Origin of the sequence: Rhizobium sp. Leaf384, from assembly GCF_001424065.1 — a bacterium.
Taxonomy (GTDB): domain Bacteria; phylum Pseudomonadota; class Alphaproteobacteria; order Rhizobiales; family Rhizobiaceae; genus Ferranicluibacter.
Map to the genome: position 1 here is coordinate 776,398 of NZ_LMQE01000001.1, position 25,957 is coordinate 802,354.

Annotated in this window: 19 protein-coding genes and 1 tRNA gene; 14 read left to right on the forward strand and 6 right to left on the reverse strand. The window is 65.0% G+C overall.

The window, feature by feature from the left end; all coding sequences use genetic code 11:
* The first annotated feature begins 87 nt into the window (after window positions 1-87).
* Complete coding sequence (locus ASG25_RS03650) at window positions 88-873, forward strand: hypothetical protein (protein WP_062472071.1); 786 nt, start codon at window positions 88-90, stop codon at window positions 871-873.
* Window positions 874-994: 121 nt separating this feature from the next.
* Here the strand turns inward: ASG25_RS03650 and ASG25_RS03655 are convergent, their stop codons facing one another.
* Window positions 995-1,879: a branched-chain amino acid aminotransferase gene (locus ASG25_RS03655; RefSeq protein WP_062469359.1), complete on the reverse strand. Its 885-nt coding sequence runs from the start codon at window positions 1,877-1,879 to the stop codon at window positions 995-997.
* Between the two features lie 304 nt (window positions 1,880-2,183).
* Between ASG25_RS03655 and ASG25_RS03660 the strand changes: the two genes are divergently transcribed.
* The 4 genes from ASG25_RS03660 to ASG25_RS03675 all read left to right on the forward strand — a co-directional run bounded on the left by ASG25_RS03660 (window position 2,184) and on the right by ASG25_RS03675 (window position 5,355).
* Entirely contained in the window at window positions 2,184-3,224 is a 1,041-nt protein-coding gene (locus tag ASG25_RS03660) for a zinc-dependent alcohol dehydrogenase family protein (protein WP_062469362.1), read from the forward strand.
* A gap of 154 nt (window positions 3,225-3,378) precedes the next feature.
* Window positions 3,379-3,942 (forward strand): hypothetical protein, encoded by a 564-nt coding sequence (locus ASG25_RS03665; RefSeq protein WP_062469366.1) that lies wholly within the window; start codon window positions 3,379-3,381, stop codon window positions 3,940-3,942.
* Window positions 3,943-3,944: 2 nt separating this feature from the next.
* Complete coding sequence (gene tam, locus ASG25_RS03670) at window positions 3,945-4,730, forward strand: trans-aconitate 2-methyltransferase (RefSeq protein ID WP_062472075.1); 786 nt, start codon at window positions 3,945-3,947, stop codon at window positions 4,728-4,730.
* A 226-nt stretch (window positions 4,731-4,956) separates the two neighbouring features.
* Window positions 4,957-5,355: a response regulator gene (locus tag ASG25_RS03675; protein ID WP_062469370.1), complete on the forward strand. Its 399-nt coding sequence runs from the start codon at window positions 4,957-4,959 to the stop codon at window positions 5,353-5,355.
* Window positions 5,356-5,425: 70 nt separating this feature from the next.
* Here ASG25_RS03675 and ASG25_RS03680 read toward each other — a convergent pair whose 3' ends face one another.
* Together ASG25_RS03680 and ASG25_RS03685 are read right to left on the reverse strand one after the other, a co-directional pair.
* On the reverse strand, window positions 5,426-6,250 hold the full coding sequence (locus ASG25_RS03680; protein ID WP_244479305.1) for a gamma-glutamylcyclotransferase: 825 nt from the start codon (window positions 6,248-6,250) through the stop codon (window positions 5,426-5,428).
* 294 nt (window positions 6,251-6,544) lie between these two features.
* Window positions 6,545-7,450, reverse strand: a complete 906-nt coding sequence (locus tag ASG25_RS03685) for a LysR family transcriptional regulator (RefSeq protein ID WP_062469373.1) — start codon at window positions 7,448-7,450, stop codon at window positions 6,545-6,547.
* 151 nt (window positions 7,451-7,601) lie between these two features.
* Here ASG25_RS03685 and ASG25_RS03690 point away from each other — a divergent pair, with 151 nt between their 5' ends.
* Both ASG25_RS03690 and ASG25_RS03695 read left to right on the forward strand, forming a co-directional pair.
* Window positions 7,602-8,786, forward strand: a complete 1,185-nt coding sequence (locus tag ASG25_RS03690) for an MFS transporter (protein ID WP_062469376.1) — start codon at window positions 7,602-7,604, stop codon at window positions 8,784-8,786.
* 192 nt (window positions 8,787-8,978) lie between these two features.
* Window positions 8,979-9,815, forward strand: a complete 837-nt coding sequence (locus ASG25_RS03695; RefSeq protein ID WP_062469378.1) for an aldo/keto reductase — start codon at window positions 8,979-8,981, stop codon at window positions 9,813-9,815.
* 110 nt (window positions 9,816-9,925) lie between these two features.
* Here ASG25_RS03695 and ASG25_RS03700 read toward each other — a convergent pair whose 3' ends face one another.
* Entirely contained in the window at window positions 9,926-10,312 is a 387-nt protein-coding gene (locus ASG25_RS03700) for a DUF2780 domain-containing protein (protein ID WP_062469380.1), read from the reverse strand.
* Window positions 10,313-10,573: 261 nt separating this feature from the next.
* On the opposite strand from ASG25_RS03700, the gene ASG25_RS03705 reads away from it, so the two are divergent.
* From ASG25_RS03705 to ASG25_RS03725, 5 genes are all read left to right on the forward strand, one after another.
* The gene (locus tag ASG25_RS03705; protein WP_062472077.1) at window positions 10,574-12,226 is read left to right on the forward strand and encodes a helicase HerA-like C-terminal domain-containing protein; all 1,653 of its coding nucleotides are present in this window, start codon (window positions 10,574-10,576) and stop codon (window positions 12,224-12,226) included.
* Window positions 12,227-12,658: 432 nt separating this feature from the next.
* Entirely contained in the window at window positions 12,659-12,868 is a 210-nt protein-coding gene (locus ASG25_RS03710; RefSeq protein WP_062469383.1) for a cold-shock protein, read from the forward strand.
* Between the two features lie 672 nt (window positions 12,869-13,540).
* Window positions 13,541-13,759 (forward strand): hypothetical protein, encoded by a 219-nt coding sequence (locus tag ASG25_RS03715; RefSeq protein ID WP_062469385.1) that lies wholly within the window; start codon window positions 13,541-13,543, stop codon window positions 13,757-13,759.
* Window positions 13,760-14,769: 1,010 nt separating this feature from the next.
* Complete coding sequence (locus ASG25_RS03720; protein ID WP_062469388.1) at window positions 14,770-15,060, forward strand: hypothetical protein; 291 nt, start codon at window positions 14,770-14,772, stop codon at window positions 15,058-15,060.
* A gap of 485 nt (window positions 15,061-15,545) precedes the next feature.
* A complete protein-coding gene (locus tag ASG25_RS03725; RefSeq protein WP_062469391.1) occupies window positions 15,546-16,256 on the forward strand; it encodes a helix-turn-helix transcriptional regulator in 711 nt (236 codons plus the stop codon).
* Window positions 16,257-16,291: 35 nt separating this feature from the next.
* On the opposite strand, the gene ASG25_RS03730 is transcribed toward ASG25_RS03725, so the two are convergent.
* Window positions 16,292-18,067 (reverse strand): flagellin, encoded by a 1,776-nt coding sequence (locus ASG25_RS03730; RefSeq protein ID WP_062469394.1) that lies wholly within the window; start codon window positions 18,065-18,067, stop codon window positions 16,292-16,294.
* Window positions 18,068-18,406: 339 nt separating this feature from the next.
* Between ASG25_RS03730 and ASG25_RS03735 the strand changes: the two genes are divergently transcribed.
* Both ASG25_RS03735 and ASG25_RS03740 read left to right on the forward strand, forming a co-directional pair.
* Complete coding sequence (locus ASG25_RS03735) at window positions 18,407-23,962, forward strand: DUF3320 domain-containing protein (RefSeq protein WP_062469397.1); 5,556 nt, start codon at window positions 18,407-18,409, stop codon at window positions 23,960-23,962.
* A 97-nt stretch (window positions 23,963-24,059) separates the two neighbouring features.
* Window positions 24,060-25,283 carry a hypothetical protein gene (locus ASG25_RS03740; protein ID WP_062469400.1) on the forward strand — a complete coding sequence of 408 codons (1,224 nt, stop codon included), beginning with the start codon at window positions 24,060-24,062 and terminating at the stop codon, window positions 25,281-25,283.
* Between the two features lie 347 nt (window positions 25,284-25,630).
* On the opposite strand, the gene ASG25_RS03745 is transcribed toward ASG25_RS03740, so the two are convergent.
* A tRNA-Gln gene (locus tag ASG25_RS03745) sits at window positions 25,631-25,705 on the reverse strand.
* Window positions 25,706-25,957: the final 252 nt, after the last annotated feature.

Here is a 25,957-nt window from a genome sequence, read left to right on the forward strand (position 1 = left end):
GCGGAACGGCCGACGACGACCGGCACGGGCTTTGCGGAGACGGCGCGGACGGTGCTCCACCGTCTTGCGCGGCTGGACGACGGGCAGATGATGCGGGCTTTCTTCTACGGGCTGCTGGCCGCCGCGCTGGTCTTCGTGCTGATCGACTGGCGGACCATCAGCCAGGAGGCCGCTCTCGTGCCGGCCTATGATCCGGCGAGCCCGTCCAGCGAGCCGGTGCTGCCGCCCGCACTCACCACCGGCGAGCCGGAGGACGCGCCCGGCGAGGTGACGACCGATCCGGAAGTGCTGAAGCAGGCGATCCGCTTCGAGCTGCAGCCGGGCGGCATCCTGCTTGCCAAGGGGGCGATCGATCCCGGAGCGGCCGTGCGGTTCGCCGCGGAGATCGAGGCCCGCGGCGAATATGTGAAGGTGGTGAGCCTCGATTCGCCCGGCGGTTCGGTCAGCGACGCGCTCGCCATGTCGAAGCTCGTTCGTGACCGGCAGCTGTCCACGCGGGTCGACAAGGGTGCGCTCTGCGCCTCCTCCTGCCCTCTCGTGCTTTCCGGCGGCGCGGAGCGGACGGTGGCCGAGGGCGCGGTCGTCGGCGTGCACCAGGTGTTCAACGGCTCGCGCGAGAAACTTTCGCCGGAAATGGCGATGTCCGAAGCCCAGCGCACCACCGCCACCGTGACCCGCCATCTCGACGCCATGGGCATCAAGCCCGGCCTCTGGCAGCGCGCCATGGACACGCCCCCGGACCGGCTGGCCTATCTCAGCGTCAAGGAGATGCGGGACTTTGCCCTGACGACGGACATAACGACGAGCGGGACGACAAGCGAGGCGACAGGCGAGAAGACGGGCGGGACCAAGGCGGCGGCATCGGCCCGTTAGGCACTGTGCTTTCGGGCCGGCGGCACCTCATGCCGCTGCCGCGACCGTCTCCCCGGTCACGTCTCCCCGGTCACGCGGGGGAGCGGCGGGCCCGGAACGGCCGCCCCGCTCTCCCGACCGCTCAGAAATCCGAGCCGTTGCCGTGCGCCCAGTCCATGTAGACCTCGAGCGCCTTCTTGCCGACCGGGCCTTCCTGGACATGGTGGTCGTCGAGGCGGATGACCGGGACGATCTTGGAATAATTGCCGGAGGTGAAGATCTCGTCGGCCGACAGGAAGTCCTCGACCGTGAGCGTGGTTTCGCGCACGTCGAGCCCTGCGCGGCGCAGCAGGGTGAGCACGCGGGAGCGGGTGATCCCGGCGAGGAAGGTGCCGTTGGCAAGCGGAGTGAAGACGACGCCGTCCTTGACCATGAAGATGTTGGACGAGGCGGTTTCCGCCACGTTGCCGTTCATGTCCTTGGCCAGCGCATTGTCGAAGCCGCGGGCGCGGGCCTCGAGAATCATGCGGCCGGAATTGGGATAGAGGCTGCCGGTCTTGGCCGTGGTCACCGCGACCTCCGGGCTCGGACGGCGGAAGGGCGAGACGGTCAGCGAGGACGGCTGCGCCGTGTTCATCGGCGCTTCGAACAGGCAGAGCGCAAAGCGCGTGGAGGCCGGATCGGCGGCCACCACCGAGCCCGGCATGCCGTGTTCGGCCCAGTACATCGGCTTGATGTAGATTGCGGTCTTCCCGTCGAACCGCTTGACGCCTTCCCAGGCGAGCCCTTCGATATCCTCGGCGGCGACGACCGGATCAAGGCCGAGCGCCAAAGCCGACCGGTTGACCCGCTGGCAGTGCAGGTCGAGATCCGGGGCGATGCCGTCGAACCAGCGCGAACCGTCGAACACGGTGGAGCCGAGCCACATGGCATGGGAGGTCGGCCCGATCAGCGGCGGATTGCCCGCCACCCATTCGCCGTCGACGAAGGTCCAGGTGGTGCTGCGCGGTGACGTATCGACGGCCATGATGGTCTCCTGAGTGTCGGTCTTGCGTTCGGTCTCGAAAGGCGTTGCCGGGGGTCTCGCCCCCGGATCGATGTCGGGCGGCGGTGATCGCACACCGTCCCATCCCTGCCCTGTCTTTTCGCATAGCCCGGAATCGGAGAACAGAGGTGAATGAATCGATCAAAACTTCTGATCGACCCGATCTCCGGGCTTTGCCCCCGCGCCGCGTTTGGGTTAGGCAGAGGCGACGCTTTTTGACCCCAATCCCTTGAAGGCCCTCCAGCACCCCCAAACCCTTCAAGCACCCCAGCCCGCGGAGACGGCCATGCGCGCCATGTATTTCGACACGTTCGGCAAGACGCCGGAGATCCGCGACGTGCCGGACCCCGAGCCCACGGAGGGCGGCGTCGTCGTCAAGGTCGAGGCGACAGGGCTCTGCCGGAGCGACTGGCACGGCTGGATGGGCCATGACCCCGACATCCGCCTCCCGCATGTGCCCGGCCACGAACTTGCCGGCACCGTCGTGGCGCGCGGCCGCGGCGTCCTGCGCTACAAGGTGGGGGACCGGGTGACGGTGCCGTTCGTGTCGGGCTGCGGTCGTTGCCCGGAATGTCGCTCCGGCAACCAGCAGGTCTGCCCCGACCAGTTCCAGCCGGGCTTTACCCATTGGGGCTCGTTTGCCGAATATGTCGCGATCGACTTTGCCGACGAGAACCTCGTGCTTCTGCCCGACGACATCGATGCGGCCACGGCGGCGAGCCTCGGATGCCGGTTTGCCACCGCTTTCCGGGCGATCGTCGACCAGGGCCGGGTGCGGGGCGGCGAATGGGTGGCCGTGCACGGTGCCGGCGGCGTCGGCCTGTCCGCCGTCATGATCGCCTCGGCCATGGGCGCGAACGTGATCGCCATCGACATTGCCGACACCAAGCTGTCCTTCGCCCGCGAGATCGGCGCGGTGCAGACCATCAACGCCACGCAGACGGGCGATGTTGCCGAAGCCGTGCGCGCGATCACCGGCGGCGGCGCGCATCTGTCGATCGACGCCCTGGGATCGCCGGTCACCTGCTTCAACTCCATCCGCAACCTGCGCCGGCGCGGCCGCCACGTGCAGGTGGGGTTGATGCTTGGCGACCACGCGACGCCGCAGATCCCCATGGCGCAGGTGATCGGCCAGGAGCTGGAGATCTATGGCAGCCACGGCATGCAGGCCTGGCGTTACGAGGCCATGCTGGCGCTGGTCGCGTCGGCCAAGCTTGCCCCGCAAAAGCTGATCGGCCGGCATCTATCGCTGGAGGAAGCCGTGCCCGCGCTCGCCACGATGGACACCGCAACCGACCTCGGCATCAGCGTCATCACGACGTTCTGACGGGCGGCCGGCAACCCTCGTCGCGCGCGGCGCATGCGTGAGGGCGCACGCGTGGGCGGCGTGTCCGTGCGGGGCGCGCCGCGGAGACTTTGCTCGATCCAGCTTCGGATGCTAATTTGCGGGCCGGGGCAGACACAGAATCACGAGGTGGATCATGGCACGCACAGCGCAGAAGCCGGACGAGGATGCCCTTTTTTCGCCGGTGCTGCTTCCCAACCCCCACCATCCGCACGGCTGGCCCCTCTCGATGATGGTGAGCTCCCAGACCGAGGCGCGGCACAATCGCGCGCTCTGGGCACCGACCCATCTCATTTCCATCCGGGCGCCGGACACCAAGCTCCTGTCGATGATCGACCTTCCCGACGACAGGCATCTGCCGCTGATCTTCGGCGACACGATGGACCCGGAGGACCGCGATGCCGCACGCCTTCCGGCGATCACCGCGGCCTTCGCCTTCATCGACGGCCTGCCCGCGGATGCCCGTCTCCTGGTGCACTGCCTGCGCGGCATCGGTCGCTCCACGGCGCTGACGCTCGGCATTCTCGCGCGGTACATGGACCCGGACGCCGCCGCTGCCGCCCTGCACGCGCTCCGGCCGGATGCCAAGCCGAACCGGCATGTCGTCGGCCTCTGCGACACGGCGCTGGGGCTGAAGGGCAAGCTCGCCAAGCAGGCGCTGCGCTTTCCGGCAAAGGTCTGGAAGCCGGCAAAGGCATGAGCATGCGCTGGTCGGCCGCCCAATATCTGGCATTCGAGGACGAGCGGACGCGGCCGGCGCGCGATCTGCTGGCCCAGGTCCCCCCTCTGCCGGAGGGTCCGCTGTTCGACATCGGCTGCGGGCCCGGCAATTCGACCGAGCTGGTGGCCTCGCGGTTTCCCGATGCATCCCTCAGCGGCATCGACGGCGATGCGGACATGCTGGCCGCCGCCCGGCGACGCCTTCCCGATATTCCGTTCCACCATGCCGATCTCACCGACTGGGAGCCGGACGCCCCGCCGGCGCTGATCTTTGCCAATGCCGTGCTGCAATGGATGCCGGATCCGGCCGCGAGCATCGAGAGGCTCGCCCGCATGCTGGCGCGCGAGGGCGTCCTTGCCGTGCAGATGCCGGACAATCTCAACGAACCGACGCATCGCGCCATGCGCGACATCGCCGCCGAGCCGATCTTTGCAGAGGCCTATGGCGCAAGCCTGCCGAACCGGAGCGGCGTTGCGACCCCGGAGCGGCTGATCGACCTTCTGTCGCCGATCGCGGACCGCGTCGATGTGTGGCACACGATCTATCATCACCGCCTCACCGGGGCGGAGTCCATCGTCGACTGGGTCAAGGGGACAGGCCTGCGCCCCTATCTCGCGCCGCTGCCCGAGGCGCTCCGGCAAGAATTTCTTTTGCGGTACCTGGAGCGTATCCGAAAGGCGTATCCGCCCCTTTCCGACGGCCGCGTCCTTTTGCGCTTCCCCAGGTTGTTTCTGGTCGCGGTGCGCAAGGGAGACGTGCCAGCGTAACCGCGGGAACACAAACCTAGCTATTGCGTTTCGCGGTTTCATACAGAACGATGACAGGGAAACAACGGCCGAAGCATGAAACTGCTTGCCTGCTTCGCCGCCGCGGCTCAAAACAGACTACGCCTTTTGCTCAAGATATCGTGATCCATGATCGCACGCCTTCCATACCATCTCACGCCACACGGTGTCGCCGCGCCGCTCGCCCCTGCATGTCGGGACACCTGAGATGATCGGAGGATCCAAAACGTCGCCGCCGGTCGTGCTGGTGGTCGAGGATGAACCGCTTCTGCGGATGATGGCGGTGGACCTGATCGAGGAGGCCGGCTACGCCGTCATGGAGGCGAGCAATGCCGACGAGGCCGTTCATCTGCTCGAAACCCGCCTCGACATCCGCATCGTGTTTACCGACATCGACATGCCCGGCAGCATGGACGGGCTGAAGCTCGCGGCCGCCATCCGCGACCGCTGGCCACCGATCGAGATCATCATCACCTCCGGCGCGGTGACCAATGCCGTGGCGCAGCTGCCCGACCGGGCGGTGTTCTTTCCCAAGCCCTACGATCACGGCCGGCTGCTGTCGACGCTCCAGACCTTCGCGAACCTGCCGTCGCTGCCGGGACTGTAAGGCACCGACGTCGCCTTCGGCCGGTTGGCCCGTGATCGTCTCAGTCCCCAACCTTTCGACCGGACCGGGCTCAGGCCGGGCCGCCAGCCTTCCCGCCGCCGACCTCTTTGACGGGTGCCGCCTCCAGCGCGGCTTCGGCCTCGCGCGACACGGGCGTCGACGCCCCGCCTTCACCGTATAGCGCGCGGATCTCGTCGGCCACGAGCGCCTGCAGGCGCCAGAGATTGCGGTCGTGGATTCCCACGGCTTCGAGGTGGAGAACGGTGTTGTAGAGATATTCCGCGCCGGAGCCGACATGGCCGCAGGCGCGCGCCAGGATGCGGGCGACCTCCTCCAGCGGCAGGCGGGAAACCGCGTCGTGGCCGGTCGAGCCGAGCCAGAAACCGAGGACGTCGACGGGGCCTTCCGGCGTGCGCACCGGCATCCAGCGGACGGTGGAAATGGTTTCGCGCGAGGACAGTTCGCGGCGCAGCAGGCGCTCGATCTGGGCGATGCGATCGCCGTCCGCCAGGCGGTAGATCACGCCGTCGCAGCGCCCGCCCCGTTCCAGCGCCATCATCAGCCCGGGAGACGCGGGCGAGCCGCGCCAGCGGTCGATCTTCAGCGAGAAGGCGCGGTGCCAGCCATAGGCGGTGGCGCGGCGGCTTTCCACGGGCTCGAACTCCGGCTTCCAGATCAGCGAGCCATAGGCAAAAACCCAGAGCGGCGCACCGTGCGACTGCGCATCGAGCTCGAGAGCCAGTCTCCGGTAATCCGCGTCCTCCATCGGCGTCAGCCGCGCATCGAGGCCGGGATCGGGCTCGTCGCGATAGCAGAGCGCGACCAGCTCCGGGGTCAGCGACATCTGCCGCTGTCGTGCGCGGGGCGATCGGGATGCAGGGGGAAGTGCGGACATGAAGGCAGGTTTCCTTGCGGACATCGAACCCTCCTCCCGACGGGATCGAAGGCCGAAGCCGGGCGTCTGTCAAGACGATACGGCAACATCGATGCTGCGCTGCCTTGCTGCCACAGGCGATCACGGCGCGCAACCGCGTTGCTCTCCTGCTGCTTCCCTTAAGACTCGGCTCTGATGCTGCTCCCCTTCTAATGCTGTCGGGTGCTGCTGTCGGGTGCTGCTCCCCCGGCCCTTTGTCGCCCGCTCTCCCTTTCGGCCCCGGCCCCGGCGCCAGTGCCGGCCCCCGGCGGAGTCTCAGGCGGGGTCGATGCGGGCGACCAGGAAATCGATGAAGGCGCGGATGCGGGCTGCAAGATGCTCGTGGCTGGCAAAGACGGCGTGGATGGTTTCCCGGTCGGCCGGGCGATGCGCCTGAAGAATCGGCACGAGACGCCCGGCATCGACATCCGGCTGGATGTGGAAGGCACCGATGCGGCCGATGCCGACGCCGTCGAGACAGAGGCGGCGCATGGTGGCCCCGGTGTTGACAAGGACGGCCGGCTCGAACGGGCGCTGCACCGTCGCGCCGCTTCGCGGGTCGAGAAAAGGCCATTCCGTGCGCATGCCGGGAATATTGAAGCCGAGGCAGGCATGCCGGGCAAGATCGTCCGGCGCCTGCGGCGTCCCGTGGCGAGAGAGATAGTCGGGAGAGGCGACAAGGAGCCGATGACTGTCGAGCAGCTTTCGCGCCTTCAGCGACGTGTCCCGGAGCGCGCCGGAAGAGCGGATGGCGATATCCGTGCGGTCTCCGACCAGATCGACCACGTCGTCGCTGAGCGAGAGATCGAGCCGCACATGCGGGTAGAGGCCGCGGAACTCACCGACCAGCGGCAGGATGAAGCGCTCGGCAAAGGCCATCAGCGCGCTGACCCGCAACAGGCCCCGCGGAACGGCCTGGGCGCCGCTGGTCACCAGACGCTCGGCATCGTCGATGTCCGCGAGAATGGCGCGGGCGCGGGCGAGGTAAAGCTCGCCTTCGGGCGTCGGCTGCAGGGTGCGGGTGGTGCGCACCAGAAGCCGCGTTCCCAGCCGGTCCTCCAGCCGGGCGACGAGCTTGCTCACGGCCGATGGCGACAGCCCGAGCCTGCGCGCGGCCGCCGAAAAACCGCCCCCGTCGACGGCCGCGACGAACACCTCCATCTCGCCCGCCCGGTTGTCCATGCGTCCCTCCTATCTATGAAACAAAATCACAGATGATTATCCGATAGGCCGGATTATCGCACAAGCGGGCACCGCCTATATCTTCGGCCATTCCGCGTCGCCCGCCTTCGCAGCGCCGACGCCTCCCGTCCGCACCCCATGGAGGCCGCTCATGCCCCTTGCCCTTCTCGCCCTGACGATCGCGGCCTACGCGATCGGAACCACGGAATTCGTCATCGTCGGTCTGTTGCCGACGGTCGCCCGCGATCTCGGCATCACACTGCCGATGGCCGGCCTCATCGTCTCGATCTATGCGCTCGGGGTCACCTTCGGCGCGCCGATCCTGACGGCACTGACCGGCCGCATCGCGCGCAAGCCGCTGCTTCTCGGGCTGATGGCGCTGTTCATCCTCGGCAACGCGCTGGCGGCGCTGTCGCCGGGCTACGGCATCCTGCTCGTCGCCCGCGTTCTCTCGGCCTTCGCACATGGCGTGTTCTTCTCGGTCGGCGCGACGATCGCGGCAGGACTGGTGCCCGAAAACCGCCGCGCCTCGGCCATTGCGATGATGTTCATGGGGCTGACGGTCGCCATCGTCACCGGCGTCCCGCTCGGCACGCTGATCGGACAGACCTTCGGCTGGCGGGCCACCTTCGCCGCCGTCGCCGGTCTTGGCGCCGTCGCCTTCGCCGCCATCGCGGTCCTGCTGCCGGCCGATCTGCCGTCCAGCCCGCCGGCCAGGCTTCTCGACCAGGTCAAGGTTCTCGGCAGCGGACGGCTGCTCCTCGTCTTCGGGATGACGGCGCTCGGCTATGGCGGGACCTTCGTCACCTTCACCTATCTCGCGCCGCTTCTGGAAGAGATCACCGGCCTCTCCGCCTCCGCCGTCAGCCTGGTCCTCGTGCTCTACGGCCTCGCCATCGCGGCCGGAAACCTGGCCGGCGGCCGGTTGGCCAACCGCCATCCGGTGAAGGCGCTTGCCGCCCTGTTCACGGCGCAGGCGCTCGTTCTCTTTGCGCTCACCTGGACGGCCAGCACCACGATCCCCGCGCTCGTCACCCTGACGGCGCTCGGCTTCCTGTCCTTCGCCACGGTGCCGGGTCTGCAGCTCTACGTCGTGGAACTCGCCCGCCAGCAGCGCCCGGCCGCCGTGGACGTCGCCTCGGCGCTCAATATTGCCGCCTTCAATCTCGGCATCGCCGTCGGGGCCTGGATCGGCGGCCTCACCGTCGCCTCCCCGCTCGGCCTCGGCGCCACGCCCTGGGTCGGTGCGCTCATCGTGCTCGGGGCGCTCGGCCTGACGCTCGTCAGCGGACATCTCGACCGCCGGACGCCCGCTGCGGCCCCGGTCTGTGCCTGACCGCTTTTGCGGAACCTCCACGGCTCCGCGACATTAGGGTCTCTTCGGGAGCGGCGCGCGTGCGACGCTCTCGAAAGACAAATGAATGAATCCCTTACATGCATGTCAGCATCCTCTTGTAGAGGATGAGTGCTGCCCTTCCCCGCCCCTGCCGAACCGTGCGCGGGGCCCTTCGACAGAGGAACCATCGTCATGAAACATGTCAACGCCCATGGTGCCGAGATCCCCGCGCTCGGTTTTGGAACCTTCCGCATGCCCGGACCCGAAGTCCTCGACATCGTGCCGAAAGCGATCCAGCGCGGCTTCCGCCACGTGGATACGGCGCAGATCTACGGCAACGAAGCAGAGGTGGGAACCGCGATCCAGCAATCCGGCGTGTCCCGCAACGAGATCTTCCTGACGACCAAGGTCTGGCCGGAGAAATACGCCCGGTCGAGCTTTGCACAGTCGGTGGACGAGAGCCTGACGAAGCTGAAGACCGATCATGTCGACCTGCTGCTGCTGCACTGGCCGCGGGGCAGCAGCGTGCCGCTGGAAGAGCAGATCGAGGGGCTCAACGCCGCCGTGAAGGCCGGCAAGACTCGCCATATCGGCATCAGCAATTTCAACACCGAAGCGATGCGGGCGGCAAGCCGCCTGTCGGATGCGCCGATCGTGACGAACCAGATCGAGTATCATCCCTATATCGATCAGTCGAAGGTGCTGGAGACGGCGCGCGACCTCGGCCAGTCGATCACGGCCTATTACGCCATGGCCGACGGCCAGGTGCCGAGAGATGCCGTGCTCAACGACATCGGCAGCCGCCACGGCAAGACGGCCGCGCAGGTCGTGCTGCGCTGGCTGGTCCAGCAGGATGGCGTCATCGCCCTCTCGAAGACGTCGACGGAAGCCCGGCTTGCGGAAAATCTCGGGATCTTTGACTTCGACCTTTCGCCGCAGGAGATGCAGGCCATCCACGCTCTCGCCCGCCCCGACGGCCGGATCGTCAATCCCGGCCATCTCGCCCCGACCTGGGACGCGGCGGCCTGACCCGAACGACAAAAACCCGCCGCGGGTCAGAAGACCTGCGGCGGGACAGCCTTGCGTGAGAGGTGGATGCGGCCCCTGCGGGGCAGCCGATCCGGCTCAAACGAATTGGGTCAGACGAACTGGCGGAGGCCGGGGACGGAGTTGATCACCGCATCGACCGTTTCGTCGCCGGCATGTTCGCGGGCGTAGGCGAGCGTTTCCTTGGCAAGTCCGGTGATCTCGCCCATGGACAGGCCCTGGCCCATCAGCTGCTGGCCGAGCGCCATGACGCCGCCGCCGACAGCGCCCATGACCTTGCCGAGCAGGCCGGTCTTGGCGCCTTCGCCATTGAAGCGGGCAACGAGATCGGGGGCGCCGGGCACGGCCTCGATCATGCGGGCCACGGGACCGGCATCGGCTTCCCGCTGCAGGAAGCCCAACATCATGCCGATCGCCTTTTCCGCCCTGTCCGGCTCGATGCCGACATTGTCGGATACGCGGGTGACCAGTTCGCTCATGCTCTTCTCCTCGGCAGCGAATAACGTTCACGTCAACGTAAAGGGATAGGCGGAGAAATCAAGCGGTTCGCAGCGGTTTTCAACCGCGTGCTGGCACCCGCGAGGCGGACCGGCCAGCGTCTCGGGGCGGGCATGCCGAACGAGCGCATGCGGTCCCTGCCTTGGGGCGGCGGTCCCCACCCCAGGGCAACAGTGTGCTTGTCTGGTTGCCGACAACGTATACTATCCCGGCACAACAAGCGAATGGATCCCGACATGGCACTGCTGCAGCCCGGAATGCTCTACCTCGGCACGAGCCGCAAACCGGACGACACGCTGAACCGGCCCGAATATCTCACGCTGAAATACGGCAACCGCCACGGACTGGTGACGGGCGCCACAGGCACCGGCAAGACGGTGACGCTGCAGGTTCTCGCCGAAGGCTTTGCCAGCGCCGGCGTGCCGGTGTTCTGCGCCGACATCAAGGGCGACCTTTCGGGCATCGCCGCCCGCGGCGAGCCGAAGGACTTCCTTGTCAAACGCGCCGCGGAGATCGGGCTCGACCCGTACGAGCTTACGCAGTTTCCGGTGATCTTCTGGGATCTCTACGGCGAAAAGGGCCACCGCGTGCGCACCACCATGTCGGAGATAGGGCCGTTGCTGCTCTCCCGCCTGATGAACGCGACGGACGCGCAGGAAGGCGTGCTCAACATCGCCTTCAAGATCGCCGACGAGGGCGGCCTGCCGCTGCTCGACCTCAAGGATCTGCGCGCGCTTCTGACCTATATGAGCGAGAACGCCAGCGCGCTCTCGGCCACCGTCGGCCTGATCTCCAAGGCGTCCGTCGGCTCCATCCAGCGCGAACTTCTCATTCTCGAGCAGCAGGGGGCCGAGCATTTCTTCGGCGAGCCGGCGCTGAAGGTTACCGACATCATGCGGGTGACGCCCGAGGGGCGCGGCACGATCTCCGTGCTCGCCGCCGACAGGCTGATGATGAACCCGCGGCTCTACGGCACCTTCCTGCTGTGGCTGCTGTCGGAGCTGTTCGAGGAACTGCCGGAGGTGGGCGACCCGGACAAGCCGCGGCTGGTGTTCTTCTTCGACGAGGCGCACCTTCTGTTCAACGACGCGCCCAAGGTGCTGCTGGAGCGCATCGAACAGGTGGTGCGGCTGATCCGCTCGAAGGGCGTGGGCGTCTATTTCGTCACGCAGAACCCGCTGGACGTGCCGGAAACCGTGCTGGCGCAGCTCGGCAACCGGGTGCAGCACGCGCTGCGCGCCTATACGCCGCGCGAGCAGAAGGCCGTGAAGACCGCCGCCGAGACCTTTCGCGCCAATCCCGACTTCGACTGTGCCGCGGTGATCACCCAGCTTTCGACCGGCGAGGCGCTGGTCTCGACGCTGGAGGCCAAGGGATCCCCCTCCATGGTGGAGCGCACGCTCATCCGTCCCCCATCGGCCCGCGTCGGCCCGCTGACCGACGCCGAGCGGGCGCAGGTGATGGCGCTGAGCCCGGTGGCCGGCATCTACGACCAGGATGTCGATCGCGAATCGGCCTACGAGATCCTCGCCGCCCGCGCCGCCCGGGCGAGCGCGCAGGCGGACGCGGCGCGCCGGGCGGCGACGCCGGACGACGAAACGCCGGAGCACGGGACACCAGATCACGGAACACAGGGGGAGGACGCCCCTGCCCGCCGCCGCTGGACGCTGCCGGGCTTCGGCGACGATGCGGCGTCCGGTGCCGGGCCGCGTGCTGACGATGACGCCGGAAGGAGCCGGAAGCCGACGCGCGCGGGCACGGCAGAGCGGCCGCGCAGCACCGGTTATCAGCGGGAAACCGTGGTGGAGGCTGCCATGAAGACGGTGGCGCGCACGGTTGCAAGCTCGCTCGGCCGGGCGCTGGTGCGCGGCATCCTCGGCAGCCTCAAGCGCTAGGCGCCCGCCCGGGGGGCTCCTTCCGGACGAAGCCCCAAAACCAACGTCAAGATCGAGGCCAGGATCGAGGCCAGATCGAGGCCCCCGTTCGCGCGAACGGGGGTGCTAGGGAAGAAGACCCCCGGCCGCACCGGATGCGGGCGGCCGGTTTTCCGGCCAAGCGCTTCGTCTGCCGCATGGCGCAACCGGCTTGCGGCCGGGATTCGTCCGGGATTTTCTTGGTGTTGCCGGCCCGGGATCCGCCGGCGTTCTTGCAAATTATTGCCGACGTCTTGCAATTGTCGGGGGGATCGTCTATCTCATGTCTATCGATCTTGCATTTTGAGCTTTGCTCCCGCGCAACGCGCCGTTCAATCTTCTCTTTCAACGTCGATCTATCACCGCCCGCACGTTGCGAGCGCATCTTCATCACGATTGAAAAGGAATCACGTCGTGGCAACAGGTACCGTAAAGTTCTTCAACGCAACCAAGGGCTTCGGCTTCATCGCTCCGGACAACGGCGCAAGCGACGTTTTCGTGCACATCTCGGCTGTTGAGCGCGCCGGCATGCGTTCGCTGAACGAAGGCCAGAAGGTCAACTTCGAAATCGTTCAGGATCGTCGCAGCGGCAAGAGCGCTGCCGACAACCTGTCTGCAGCCTAATAGGCCGAATTTCGTTTCCGGCGCCTGACCACGGATGTACTGGCAGAAACCGTCGAGACGATATCGAGAAGGTCGGGAATTTCCCGGCCTTTTTTTATGCCCGTCTCCCGCACCATCGCGCTTCGCTCCCTCTTTAAAGCGCTTGGCGTGAAAAAGGAGTCACGCAACGCGCTTCAAGGTCTTGTTGTGATGCATGTCGTTTCCCGAAACCGCTGCACAGGTTTGGGCGACATGCATGAGGGTTACCGGATCGGGGTCGTCAGATCGGGGTCGGCAGATCGTGGTCGGCAGATCGGGCGGCCCGTGCCGTTTGACCGCGCATGGCCATCGGCTGCGACCCAGCGACGCATCTGCGGGGGCCACGCGCCATCCTGTATGTCGCGCGCGGCGCTTCCGGTTTGTTTTCGAATGCGGTAAGATGCTGCTATGATTGCGGGATGCCGGCGCCGGACAGGCAGACGGAGGTCCGCTCGACGAAGACGCACCCCACCCGGGACTGCGCGAACCGACGTCCCGACCCTTAAGACCCGGTCGCGCCCTGACCCGGGGACGGCCGTGCGCCCCGCGCCGAACGGCACATGCATCCGGCGGACGGGCTCGAGACCGACAACAGACTTTGCGATCGTGGCCGACCGGCCCTCGACGCCCCACATCTTCTCAAAGGAGAACGCCTTGGTTCCCGCCGATCGCCTGTTCAAGACCGAAGCCCGCCCCGCCAATGCCAAGGCGACGCAGACCGATTCGGCATCCCGCTCCATCATCGAGGTCGAAGCCGCCCAGCGCCGCGCAAAGACCGAGCGCCTGAAGCAGGCCCGGATCGCCCAGGAGGCCAGCCAGCCCGCCCCCGAAGCCCCCGTCAAGAAGACCGCCAAGCCCCGCAAGAAGGCCTGACGTTCCTGCTCGGCCGCGCTTGACCGCCAAAGGCCGGCTCCCCGGCTCCAGCCTGGCCGGCAAAGCGCCAACGCAGGATGGATTAGCACGCGCCGACGCAGGATTGATTAGCACGCGCCAATCCCGGATTGGCGGGCAAGCGTCAATCTCGGGTTGCCTGTAAGCGCCGATCCCGGATCGCCCGCAAGAGATCCCGGGCCCCGGCGGGGTGCCGGTTCCCAGACGCAGGCATCGCCGCTCCGCATGGACCGGCACGGCGTCGATCCTGGATTGGCCAGCAAAACGCCCATCCCGGACCGCGGCAAGCGCCGCCCCTGGATCGCCGCGTGGCGCTGGTCCCGGTGTGTCGGCTGAAACCACGCAGCCTTGCGCGTACCGCGACAGCCCCTTGCTGGCCGCTGGCCCGGCCTCCCGGCGGTCGCTGACGGCCTGTTGTCTCCTATAACTGCCGGCTGCCGCGCCCGCCTGCCGCCTGGCCGCTCGCTTCCGGCCGCTGCCGCGCCCCCCTACCGCCTATCGCTCGCCTCCGGTCGCTGCCGCCCCCCCTACCGCCTGCCGCTCGCTTCCAGCTGCTGCCGCGCACCTCCTGCCGCTTGGCGCGCACCTCCGCCACTGCCGCGCACCTCCCCTCTCCTGCTGCTCCTCATACCCCGTTCCCCAGCCGAAAAAGCTGGCTGCGGCAGGACAGGCACGCCGTGCCGTGTCCGACGGCCGGGCTGCGATTTGCGGAAGATACGGTCGACAGGCATGCCGCGCCGCCGGAAGCGCCGCGCGGGCGACGGAAAGCCCGTCGCCCGCCAAGGCATGACCGAGCTCTGCCCTTGTCTCTGTCCCCTGTCTCTGTCTCTGTCCCTTGTCTCCGTCCAGCTCTGCCCCCTTGTCTCTGCCCCGTGCGTGCCCTCGCGTATGTCCCCGTTTGCACCCCGTATGGTCCTCATGCCGGCGTCCGGTTTGGCCCTTGTATCTGCACGATGTCTAACCATCTATGATCTCCAGACAGGAGACCAGGATTGTCCGACTTCATCAGCACCCTCTTTGCCATCTTCGTCGTTACCCCCCTGCAGACCGAATTGCTGGAGCGCCTGCAGGGCATGCCCTCGGCAGAGCTCATCCAGGCCGGGCGCGCCTGCATCGCTGCGGAAGGACCGCGCCTTCTCCAGATGGCGCAGGACAACTGGGGCTGGGCCGCTGCCCAGGCGCTGGGCGTCACCACCGGCTTCGTCGATCCGGCGACGCTCCTCTCGACCCAGAACAGCGACTGCGGCGTCGTGCGCAACGCCTTGCTGAACCGGGCAGCCTGAGCGGAAGGGCGAGCCCGCAAACCACCCGGCACGCCGCCGGTGCGGTCTTTCAGCGAAGGATGGACCATCAGGGTGGCTGGGCGCGCCAGGATTCCCAGCCGGGGAACCGGCCTCTTTTCAAGCCCTTGAGAAGGTTCATACATCCTGATCACCGGATATCAGTGTCAGACAGTCTTTCAAGACATGTCGGCGACACAGTCCGGGGTTATTCTCGGGACATCATCATTTTCTGCGAAATGCCACGGGCCGACGGCTTGCGGGACAGATGCCTTGTTTGGTGACGGCGGTGAGCGCGCTTGGGCGAGCAGCGCTCGCCTGTTCGAGCGCCGGATGGGACGCTCTCTCTACTCTATGCGCCAGCGCGTTGAATTCCCGTTCAGGCCGTAATTCTCCGGTGTCTAAACACGGTAAGAGTTTCTTTACCTATTGCCGAGCAACCCATTTTTAGGTGTAGTCGCCCTGCATTCGATAATCTCTGGTTGGTCATGGCGAAAGAAACACCCTTCAACGCGGTCACGCGCAAAATGCTCGATTCCTGGCTTCAGACAAGCGCTCAGAAGCCCGCGGCTGCGGCCATCATCTACCGCGACATCCTCGACCTGTTGTCCATGAAGATGCGACTGACGGTTTTTTCGATCAACAGTGACAATCCCCTCGACTGGCATATGAAGGCGATCCGGCATTCCGGGTTTACCTCTCGCATCCTGAACATCAACAAGATTTTCGCCGACTGTTACGTCGGCGAATTCAAAGACCAGTCGTACATGCGCGACGCCGTCATCCCGCGCCTCCAGCAGGTGCTGGAGACACAACAGCCCGCCATGGAGCTCGTCAAGACCCGCCTCCTTGGCGTCAATCTCGGCTATGACCGCATTCTGATCCCCCAGCGCAATGCCGGCCGGCCCGAGTGGATCATCTCGTCGTCCTACGCCCAGTTTCTGCTCAGTTCGCCGCAACATCGGGAGACGCTCGACGTTGCCGATGAAGCGATCATTCAATTGCTGATCGAGGGCGCGACGGCGAAGGAGATCGCGGTAACGCTCGAAATCTCCCACCGCACGGTCGAACATCGGCTGGAGAGGATGAAGGAACGATACGGCGCGCGGAACACGGTGCATCTGGTCGCCATGCTGATCGCGACGCATCTCGATCGGACGCATGTCGATCGGACGCAGGTCGGGGATCGCGGACGATAGACCCGCGAACCCTCATCACCCCTGTGACGCGAGGTTCAGCGGAAGAGACTCATGATGTTGCCGGCATCAGCGTTGGAGATGGCCAGAGCCTGGATGGCGAGCTGTTCCTGAGCCTGAAGCGCCTTGAGCCGCGCCGACGTCTCGTTCATATCCGCATCGACCAGTTGCCCGATGCCCTTGCCGATCGTCTCGACCAGCGTCTCTGTGAAACGCGTCTGCAGATCCACCCGCGCCTTCAGGGCGCCGAGCATTGCCGCACCATCGATGACCTTTTGGCTCATCAGGTCGACGTCTACGATGTATTTCTTCAGCGCTTCCGGATGACCAACGATGTCAATGTCGAAAATGCCGACCTGAGGAATCGGCTCGATGTTGACGGCGACATCCCGGAAATAAACGCCCGTCCGCGAACCGTTCTGCCGGTCCACATCGGGGTCGGTTCTCACCGAAACGGTGTTCGCATTTGTTGCTTCGATGAAGGTGTCCGGGCGCGTAATCAACGTGTTGAGAATTTGCGCCCATTGCGCCGACGTCTCGATCTTTCCGTCGGTCGTTCCCAGAACGGAATTGACCAAGGCGCGGTCGATGCGGTGGGACGTCGGCGTCTCCTCGTTGAAGTTGAAATCAAACGTGATCTCCACGGAATGATAAACTTCGAACGGCTCGAAGGTCAGGTTGAGCGATGAACCGCGCTCCCCGTAATCCAGGTCGTCATGCAGCCCTCCGCTTCCGACCGTCGACACGAAGTTGGATATCTGGATGGCCGATCCGTTGGGGTCGTTCATCTCCCGCGAAGAGAGGTAAAACCTGTTATAGATCGGGTCTGAGGAGATGTTGAGAGCCGGGTTCGAGTAATGATACGCGTAAGCCTCAGCACCAAGGATTCTGATCTGGCTATCGAGCACGTCGGCCATCTCGAACCTGGTGTTGATCTTTCCCGCGTTTGCAGGAAGGACGCTGTCCACCACGCCGCGGTCGATCGTGATGGAATAGGAGTTTCCTGGCGCATAGGGTGCCGGACTGGGCGACGACGGGTCTTCAGCGTCCAGCATCAGATCGAACGTCATTCGGTCGCTTGCGGTTGCGAAGTCGAGAGGCCCCGAAAAAGCAAAATCGAGCCATCCCGTGTAGCCACTCCCTGCACGGCCTGTCGTGTACCCCGTGGGCGAGTAACCAGGTTCTCCAATCTGAGCCGATGAAAAGGTCCGGATACCGGCAATCGATTTCGGGCTTCTCGGGTCAGGCTCGAGAATTCCGCCGCCCTCTTTATTGAACAACGACGTTGCCAGGTGATCGACAGTCATCGTGCCGATGTCGACGCCGCCGGATTCCGACCTGCTGAACGAGGCGACGAGCGTGCTCGAACGGTTCGGCAGCGTCGTATCGATCAAACCCGAGATGTCCGTGTTCAGCCAGTTCTCGCCTGCAAAACTAGCGGAATCGGCGATATCGCGCGTCGACTGAGCGAACTGGCGTATCTCCTTCTGGATTTTCGCCTTGTCCACCCCGGGCTCTGCCGCCGCAATCAGCCTGGTCTTGATCTCGTCGAGCGCATCCTTGACAGCGGACATCGCCGAATAGGAAACATCGACCTTTGCAGCGGCAAGTCCCAGTGCATCCTGAACTGTGGCTATCGCCTTTTGATCCGAACGCATGGTCGTCGATATCGACCAGTAGGCGGCATTGTCGGCAGCGGTCTGTATGCGAAGACCGGACGATATCTTTCCCTGCTCGCCAGCGAGGCTGGAACCGATGCTTCGCAACGTGCTGAGAGCGGCCATGGCCGATGTATTGGTCAGTATGCTTGTCATGTCCGAGCCACGGTAAGGTTGTTTCAAGGTGGCATCGTCATGTGCCCGGTGCGGTCATGCCGCCCTTGCACCATGGTTCACAGTTCCCTAACGGAAATTACAAAGTCACAGGGTAGAAATACGGCAGGAGACACAATCCGGTTGTATTGGCGAACATTGGCTCGCCAAAGTTCTCATCGGCAGGGCGGCACCTGGCACAAGCCTCTGTATATTAGATGTTTTTCATTTTCTCATGGGGGGCTAAATTTGCGCGGGAATTGTGTGGTTGTTTACACGCCCTACTAGACACCCCTCGCTCTTTGTCTCATCAAATACAACGGGTGGACGGGGAGACAGGCCATGGACGAGCGAAGCATTGATGGGTCGAATGCGGTCGAGGCGTCCGTTTTCGCCAGCAGCCTGTCCGTCGAGGCCAAGATCGAACGCGCACGAATGGAGCTGCTCGATCTCTCGGCCCGCAACCGGCTGCTCAACGTCCCGCGCTTTTCCAAGAGCGCCAAGACCATCGACATCGTAGAGGAACGCGCTTCCGAGGTTTTTCGCATCCTCGTAACGGAGGCCAAGGCGATGACCTTTCTCGCCGGCGCGAAGGGGCGTGCGGTCAAGGGTGAAGACGGCACGGAAGAAGAGCTGATCGAACTGGCGCTACCGGACGACGACGATCGCGACGAGAGCGGCCGGCTCGTGCGTCATGCGGATACGAAGCTCCAGACGCGCATGACGCCGGCAGCGTTGCAGAAAAGGCTGCTCGATCTCTATTTCGACGCCCGGACGCTCGAGGAGGAACAGGGCGTCAATATTCTCTTCCTCGGTCTCGGGACGCTGAAATGGATCGACCCGAAGAACCCGGACAATATCCGTTATGCCCCGCTGGTTCTGGTTCCGGTGTCGCTGGAGCGCGGGACGGCGGCCGAGCGCTTCCGGCTGAAGGCGCGCGCCGAAGACTTCTCGTCCAACCTTTCGCTCCAGGCCTATCTCGAGCGCGAACATACGATCAGGATGCCCGACTTCGAGCCATCCGACGAGTTCTCGCTGGAGGACTATGCGGCCAAGGTTGCCGAAAGCATCGCGATCAAGCCGACATGGTCGGTGCAAACGGACGATATCGTTCTCGGGTTCTTTTCTTTCGCCAAGTTCCTGATGTACCGGGACCTCGACCCGGCCCTCTGGCCCGCCAATGCGAAGTTCACGGATCGGCCGCTGATCACCTCGCTGGTGTCGAACGGGTTCTCGCGCACCGAGGCGCTGCTGTCGGAAGACGCCAAGATCGACCCTCACATCTCGCCGGCCGAGATGACGCATATCGTCGATGCCGACAGTTCGCAGACGGTGGCCATTCACGAAGTCCGCAAAGGCCGCGATCTGGTGATCCAGGGGCCGCCAGGAACGGGCAAGTCGCAGACGATCGCCAACATTATCGCCGCGGCGGTTGCGGATGGTAAGACCGTGCTGTTCGTGGCCGAGAAGATGGCAGCTCTTGAGGTGGTCAAACGACGTCTCGATCAGGCCGGCGTCGGGGATGCGTGCCTGGAACTTCACAGCAACAAGGCCAACAAGCGCGCCGTTCTCGGGGAACTGCGCCAGACCTGGGAGCTCGGTGCACCCAAAGGGGATCGCAGCGCCATCCTGCTCGAACGGCTGACGGAGGTGCGCGACAGGCTGAACGCCCATCCCGAACGGCTTCATCGCGTCCACCAGCCCTACAATCTCTCGCCCTATCAGGTGACGGGGCATCTCGCGCGCCTTCGGCGTGCCGGCCTTCCGCCATCCGATATCGCGCTGCCGATCGCGACGACCTGGACGCCCGAGACGCACATGCGCATCGCGGCCCTCCTGTTGGAACTGGGCGAGCGGATCAAGGATATCGGACGGCCCATCGACCATCCATGGCATGGCATCGGCCTCACAGGCATCAGTCCGCTCGATCTAGACCGGCTGATGACGCGGATCTACGGTGCCGCCGAAGGTATTGAGCGTTTCCGGCTTGCCGCTTCCGACCTGGGCGGTCGGCTTCACCGGCCCGAGGTTTCCTCCGTCGCGGCGTTTCTGCGCGAGGCGGAGCTTGCGGAGCGGATCGCCACCTGCCCTGAAAACCTCTCGGCCAAGGCGCTGGCCGATCCGATCTGGGAGATGGACAGCGTCGGCGTCGCCCGTCTCGTGGAGGACGGAAGCGCCTACAAGGCGCTGACGGACAGGCTGGGCGACAGCGTGACGCCGCTCGCATGGACGGCGGAGACGGAAACATTGAGACTCGCCTTCTCGCGGCTGCCGGAAGGCTTTCCGCAGGAGGCGTTCGGCCATCTTCACGCTCTGGATGCAACCCTTCCCCGGTTCCTTCACGCGGCCCAGGCGCTGCGCAGCCTGCTCGGCGTCAACGCCTCGCCAACCCTCGGCTCGATCGACCGGCTGATCGTCATCGGCCAGCGCGTTGCCGAAGCGCCTGATGCCAGCCCGGACGCCTTTGTCGCCGCCATCTGGGAACGGGGACTCGAACAGGCGAGCGATCTCGCGGAAGCTGTCGCGACCCTCCGCCAGATCAGGGCGGAGCTTTCCGGCAAGATTGCCGATCAGGCTTGGGACCTCGATCTCGCGCCTGCCCGCATGGCCATCGCGGTCCATGGCAAGCGCTTGCTCCGGTTCACAAGCGGCGACTGGCGGGCGGCGCGCGCGCTGCTGAAAACCGTGCTTCCAAGTGAGATCACGCCGGATGAGACCGTTCGGCTGCTCGATCTCCTGCAGAAGGGCAAGGATGCCCGTGCCATCGTGCGGGACGGTGATGGACTCGGCCGATCCGCGTTTGGCGCGGACTGGCGGGGTGAGCGTTCCGACCCGAAGCCGCTGGAGAACCTTGTTCTCTGGATGCGCAGCCTGCGGGGTGTCGGTGCCGAAGCGCGCGTGATCGCCAGCCGTCTCTCCGACAAGGGTGCCGTATCATCGCGTTGCGAGCAGCTGAAAGACCAGCTGGACGAGGCGCGCCGGCTGCTTCAGGCCTTCTGGACGAGCATTGGCCACGAGGCCGCACGGCTCTTCCCGGATGCGCTGAGCGTCGACGAGGTCAGCCTTGTCACTGCCGCCAAGGCAGCCCGCGACTTGAGCGAAGCGGACAAGGCCTTTGCTCCGCTCGTCAAACGACCTCTGGAAACCGTTGACGCACGGGTGGCGCTGCTGGATATGCTCGCATCCGCCAGGCGTCTGAGGACGGAACTGACAGAACGCACTCCCATCGGGCACGCTGCGTTCCGGTCACTCTGGCAGGATGAAGCGTCCGACTGGGCCGCTCTTGCGGGTGCTCTCAACTGGACACGCGAGAATGCCGATATCCGGGTTGCGGCCTCGCAGGTCGACGACAGACAGGGCGCTGCGGAGAGTGCCGCCAAGGGCCGCACGTTTGCCGCAAGCCTGACCGCTGACCTCGATGCCCTTTTCGAGGCACTGGTGGTTAATCGGGTCATCGTGTTCGGTACCGACGATCTGGTCTCCGTGGCCTTGCCGATCCTGTCCGAGCGCCTTTCCGTCTGGCGCGCGGCAGAGGAGCAACTCTCGAAGTGGGCGGCCTATAAGGGCCGCGCCGAGGAAGCATCTAAAACCGGGCTCGGCGATATCGTGGCGCGGCTTGACGACGGCCGGGTCCTGCCGGACGCCGTTATTCCGTATTTCGAGATGGCCTTCTACGAGGCCCTGCTTCGTCACCAGACGGGCTCCGATCCGGAGATCGGACGCTTCGACGGCGAGGTGCATGGACGGTTGGTCGGCGAATTCGCGCAGCTGGACCGCGACCGCATGGCGCTCTCGCGGCTGGAGGTCGTGCGCGCGCACCACAAGCGCCTGCCTGGTATCAGCGGCATCGGCCCGGTCGGCGTTCTCCGGGGCGAAATGGCCAGGCGGAGCAAGCATATGCCGATCCGCCAGCTCATGCAGAGAGCGGCACCGGCCATCCAGGCGCTAAAACCCGTCTTCATGATGAGTCCGCTGTCCATCGCCCAGTTCCTGCCGCAGGGTCTTTTCCAGTTCGATCTCCTCGTCATGGACGAGGCCAGTCAAATCCAGCCGATCGACGCGCTGGGCGCCGTCGCCCGCGCCAATCAGGTCGTCGTCGTCGGTGACGAGCGGCAGTTGCCGCCGACCAAGTTCTTCTCGAAGATGACGTCAGGTTCGCAAGAGGATGACGACGATGCCGATGGCGCGCAGGTGTCCGATATCGAAAGCATTCTCGGCCTCTTCTCCGCGCGCGGCCTGCCCGAACGCATGTTGCGCTGGCATTATCGCAGCCGCCACCAGTCGCTGATCGCGGTCTCCAACAGCCAGTTCTACGAGAGCAAGCTCTTCATCGTTCCCAGCCCCTACACACAGGAAGCGGGCATGGGGCTGCGCTTCCACCATGTGCCGGGCGGCGTGTTCGAGGAGAGCGTCAACAAGGTCGAGGCGAAGGTCGTTGCCGAAGCGATCATTCGCCATGCCAAGCAGTTTCCCGCTTTGTCGCTCGGCGTCGCCGCCTTCTCGATCAAGCAGCGTCGCGAAATCCAGGACCAGCTCGAGCTGCTGCGTCGGCTGAACCCGGAGACGGAAGACTTCTTCCATGCCCATCCGAACGAGCCGTTTTTCATCAAGAACCTCGAAAACGTGCAGGGCGACGAGCGCGACGTGATCCTCATCTCGGTCGCCTATGCGCGCAATGCGCAGGGGTACATGGGCATGCGCTTCGGACCTCTGGGCGCCGAAGGCGGCGAGCGGCGACTGAACGTTCTGATCAGCCGGGCGAAGCGGCGCTGCGAGGTGTTCGCTTCCATCACCGATGAGGACATCGATCTTGAACGCGGCAAGGGCAAGGGCATCTTCGCCTTCAAGCTCTTCCTCCACTATGCCCGGACCGGCCGTCTCTCGATGGCGGAGCGGAGCGGACGCGACATGGACAGCGTGTTCGAGGAACAGGTGGCGGCAGCCCTGCTGGAGAAGGGATATCAGGTGCATCCGCAGGTCGGCATTGCCGGCTTCTTCATCGATCTTGCGGTTGCCGACGCCGAAGTGCCCGGCCGCTATCTCATCGGCATCGAATGCGACGGCGCCTCCTATCATAGTTCACGCTCGGCGCGGGATCGCGACCGGTTGCGCCAAGCGGTGCTGGAGGACCACGGCTGGACCATTCACCGCATCTGGAGCGGCGACTGGTTCCAGCGCCCCAAGGCAGAGCTCGAACGTCTCGTCGCCGCCATCGAGCGCGCCAAGGCAGACGCCCAGTCCGGCGCAGCCGATCACGCCCTTTCGGCGAGGGCCGTGCCGGTCGAGATCGTGACGGTCGAGCGCACCGACGTGACGGAGATCGGACTGGAGCACAGCAATGCCCCGAAGGTGGATCGCCACTATAAACAGGCGGACCTTCGCCCCGTGATCGATGGTGAGCTCCACGAGCTGCCCACGGGGAAGATGGTGAAGCTGGTGACGGAGACCGTGGAAGCCGAAAGCCCGGTTCATCGCGACGAGGTCGTTACGCGGATCAGGACGGCCTGGGGCCTGCAGCGCTCCGGGCATCGCATCGATACCCATGTCGGCAACGCCATCGCCGTCGCCGTCACCTCGGGTGTGATCCAGCGTGACGGAGATTTCCTGCTCTGGTCAGACGCTCCCGTTCCCTTCCGGGACCGCTCCTATGTCGCATCCCTCAGCCTGCGCCGTATCGAGATGCTGCCGCCGATGGAAATCGACGAGGGCCTGAAGGTCATCCTTCGCCAGAGCTTCGGCGCAACGAGCGAAGAAGCCATCAACGCGGTCTCTCGAGCGCTCGGCTTCAAGTCGACCAGCGGGCAACTGCGGGAGCTCATTCTCTCGCGAATCAACCAACTGCGAGAGGATCAGGTTCTGCTCGAAGGGAATGGTGTGTTGACCGTTCGGGAGACGTAGCGCCCGTCTGCTGCCATCGGAGGCATAGCTGGATGCCTCTCCAACTCTATCCTTTACGACCACCGGACTTTGTCCGGCACGCCATCCGGAGAAGTCCTTGTCTCGACAACATGCCGCGCCCGTCATCCTTAGGGATAGCTGCACCACCACGCTTCGTCCTATGAGCCTCACCGCAGCGTTGGATGGCGTCAGCGAAGCGCAGATTCAGGACCTCGTTCACAGGCATCCGGGATCGCTGCCGATCGATGAAATCGACCCCTCGTTCAAGAACCCGATCGCCATCTGCCGGGAGCTCAGAACCCAAGCCGGGCCGATCGACAACCTTCTCGTGACGGCGTCCGGCCTGCCGGTCCTGGTCGAATGCAAACTCTGGCGAAACCCGGAAAGCCGCCGCGAGGTCGTGGGTCAGATCATCGACTACGCCAAGGAACTCAGCCGCTGGACGTCGTCGGACCTCCAGCGTGAGGTGGGCCGACGCCTCGGCGTCACCGGCAACGCCATGCTCGACCTCGTGCGTGCCGTTGACCCCTCAGTCGACGAGATCGCCTTCAATGACGCGCTCAGCCTCAATCTTCGTCGCGGACGGTTCCTGCTCCTGATCCTGGGCGATGGCATCCGCGAAGGCGTCGAAGCCATCGCCGAATATCTGCAACGCCATGCAGGTCTGCACTTCTCTCTCGGCCTCGTCGAGATGCCCATCTTCACCCTGCCGGATGGTGGCCTGCTCGTCACGCCGCGCGTGCTGGCAAGAACCACCTCGATCACCCGGACCGTGGTCGTGGTGCCTGAGGGTCACCGCGTCGTTGATGTCGAGGATACGGTCGACCAGGTCGGCGATGATCTCGACCCCGAGCGTGAAGCCATGGGGTCCGAACGCCTGCAGTTCTGGAGCGACTTCCTGAAGCACCTCAAGCTCGACGACCCCGAGCAGCCGTTCCCCAAGGCGAGCCGTGGAGGCTACATCTCGGTCATGCTCCCTGCCCCGAACAGCAGTTCCTGGCTGACCGTCTACCGCGAAAAGTCCAAGAATACCCTCGGCGTCTTCCTGTCCGGCAGCCGCAACAGCGTGGGCGAACGCGCCGTGCAAGCAATCGTGGACGCATGGTACGACATTAAAAACGAACTTGGGGAGACTGCGACGATCATTGACCGAAGCGGACGCGCGACCGTATCGGACAGCAGAGCCTTCCCTGCGTTGAACACACCCGAAGGCCGGGACGCCGCGTTTTCGTGGCTGGCCGAGCGGGTCAACACGTTTGTCAACGTTGTCAGACCGCGTGTTCGATCGGTCGTGATGGATGAAGGAGAGAGCGGCCGCTGACAAGCACCGATGGAGCTTCGGCTTTTTGACTATGCGGCTTGATGAGGTCGGCCCGCGCTCTTGAAGAAGATGACTCTTAACAGGGATATTGCGATGGCAACTTTTGCCGAACGACCCATCTGAGGCCGATTGCGCAGAAACGACGAAAGTTTGCCACCTCGTAGATTCGGCGTTGCGACGACTATGCGTTAACTACCACTGATAACGTCTCGCCTCAGTTTTTGAGCTCTACAGGCTGCAAGTGGTCGAATAGCGAACCCGACTACGCGGAGATTATGCATCCACTTCGATTCCCAGCCAAGCTTATGCGCTGGAGAACGTGGATTTCCGGGCTGAAAAGGAGTTGCTGGCTGGGGCGCCAGGATTCGAACCTGGGAATGCCGGTACCAAAAACCGGTGCCTTACCGCTTGGCGACGCCCCATTGCCGGTCCGGCTGCGGTGATGGCCGGGTGTTGGGCTGATAGCAAAGCGTGAGGGCGGGGACAACGGGTAAGTTTGCCGGGTCTCAAGTTTATCCGGTCTCACGTTTATCGGGTCTCCTGTTTGTCAGGTCTCCTGTGTATTGGGTCTCATGCCGCACCCCTGCCGGGCCGGCATGCGTCCGGTGGGTTTGGGCCGTGTGCCTGTTCCCTTGGCGCCTGTTTCCCTAGGCGCCTGTCGCCGCTTGTGCCGT

What these genes read in the sequence shown, in the direction of transcription:
- ASG25_RS03650 (WP_062472071.1), top strand. Translation starts at nt 88, where the DNA reads ATGATGCGGGCTTTCTTCTACGGGCTGCTGGCCGCCGCGCTGGTCTTC.
- ASG25_RS03655 (WP_062469359.1), bottom strand. Translation starts at nt 1,879, where the DNA reads ATGGCCGTCGATACGTCACCGCGCAGCACCACCTGGACCTTCGTCGAC.
- ASG25_RS03660 (WP_062469362.1), top strand. Translation starts at nt 2,184, where the DNA reads ATGCGCGCCATGTATTTCGACACGTTCGGCAAGACGCCGGAGATCCGC.
- ASG25_RS03665 (WP_062469366.1), top strand. Translation starts at nt 3,379, where the DNA reads ATGGCACGCACAGCGCAGAAGCCGGACGAGGATGCCCTTTTTTCGCCG.
- tam (WP_062472075.1), top strand. Translation starts at nt 3,945, where the DNA reads ATGCGCTGGTCGGCCGCCCAATATCTGGCATTCGAGGACGAGCGGACG.
- ASG25_RS03675 (WP_062469370.1), top strand. Translation starts at nt 4,957, where the DNA reads ATGATCGGAGGATCCAAAACGTCGCCGCCGGTCGTGCTGGTGGTCGAG.
- ASG25_RS03680 (WP_244479305.1), bottom strand. Translation starts at nt 6,250, where the DNA reads ATGTCCGCACTTCCCCCTGCATCCCGATCGCCCCGCGCACGACAGCGG.
- ASG25_RS03685 (WP_062469373.1), bottom strand. Translation starts at nt 7,450, where the DNA reads ATGGACAACCGGGCGGGCGAGATGGAGGTGTTCGTCGCGGCCGTCGAC.
- ASG25_RS03690 (WP_062469376.1), top strand. Translation starts at nt 7,602, where the DNA reads ATGCCCCTTGCCCTTCTCGCCCTGACGATCGCGGCCTACGCGATCGGA.
- ASG25_RS03695 (WP_062469378.1), top strand. Translation starts at nt 8,979, where the DNA reads ATGAAACATGTCAACGCCCATGGTGCCGAGATCCCCGCGCTCGGTTTT.
- ASG25_RS03700 (WP_062469380.1), bottom strand. Translation starts at nt 10,312, where the DNA reads ATGAGCGAACTGGTCACCCGCGTATCCGACAATGTCGGCATCGAGCCG.
- ASG25_RS03725 (WP_062469391.1), top strand. Translation starts at nt 15,546, where the DNA reads ATGGCGAAAGAAACACCCTTCAACGCGGTCACGCGCAAAATGCTCGAT.
- ASG25_RS03730 (WP_062469394.1), bottom strand. Translation starts at nt 18,067, where the DNA reads ATGACAAGCATACTGACCAATACATCGGCCATGGCCGCTCTCAGCACG.
- ASG25_RS03735 (WP_062469397.1), top strand. Translation starts at nt 18,407, where the DNA reads ATGGACGAGCGAAGCATTGATGGGTCGAATGCGGTCGAGGCGTCCGTT.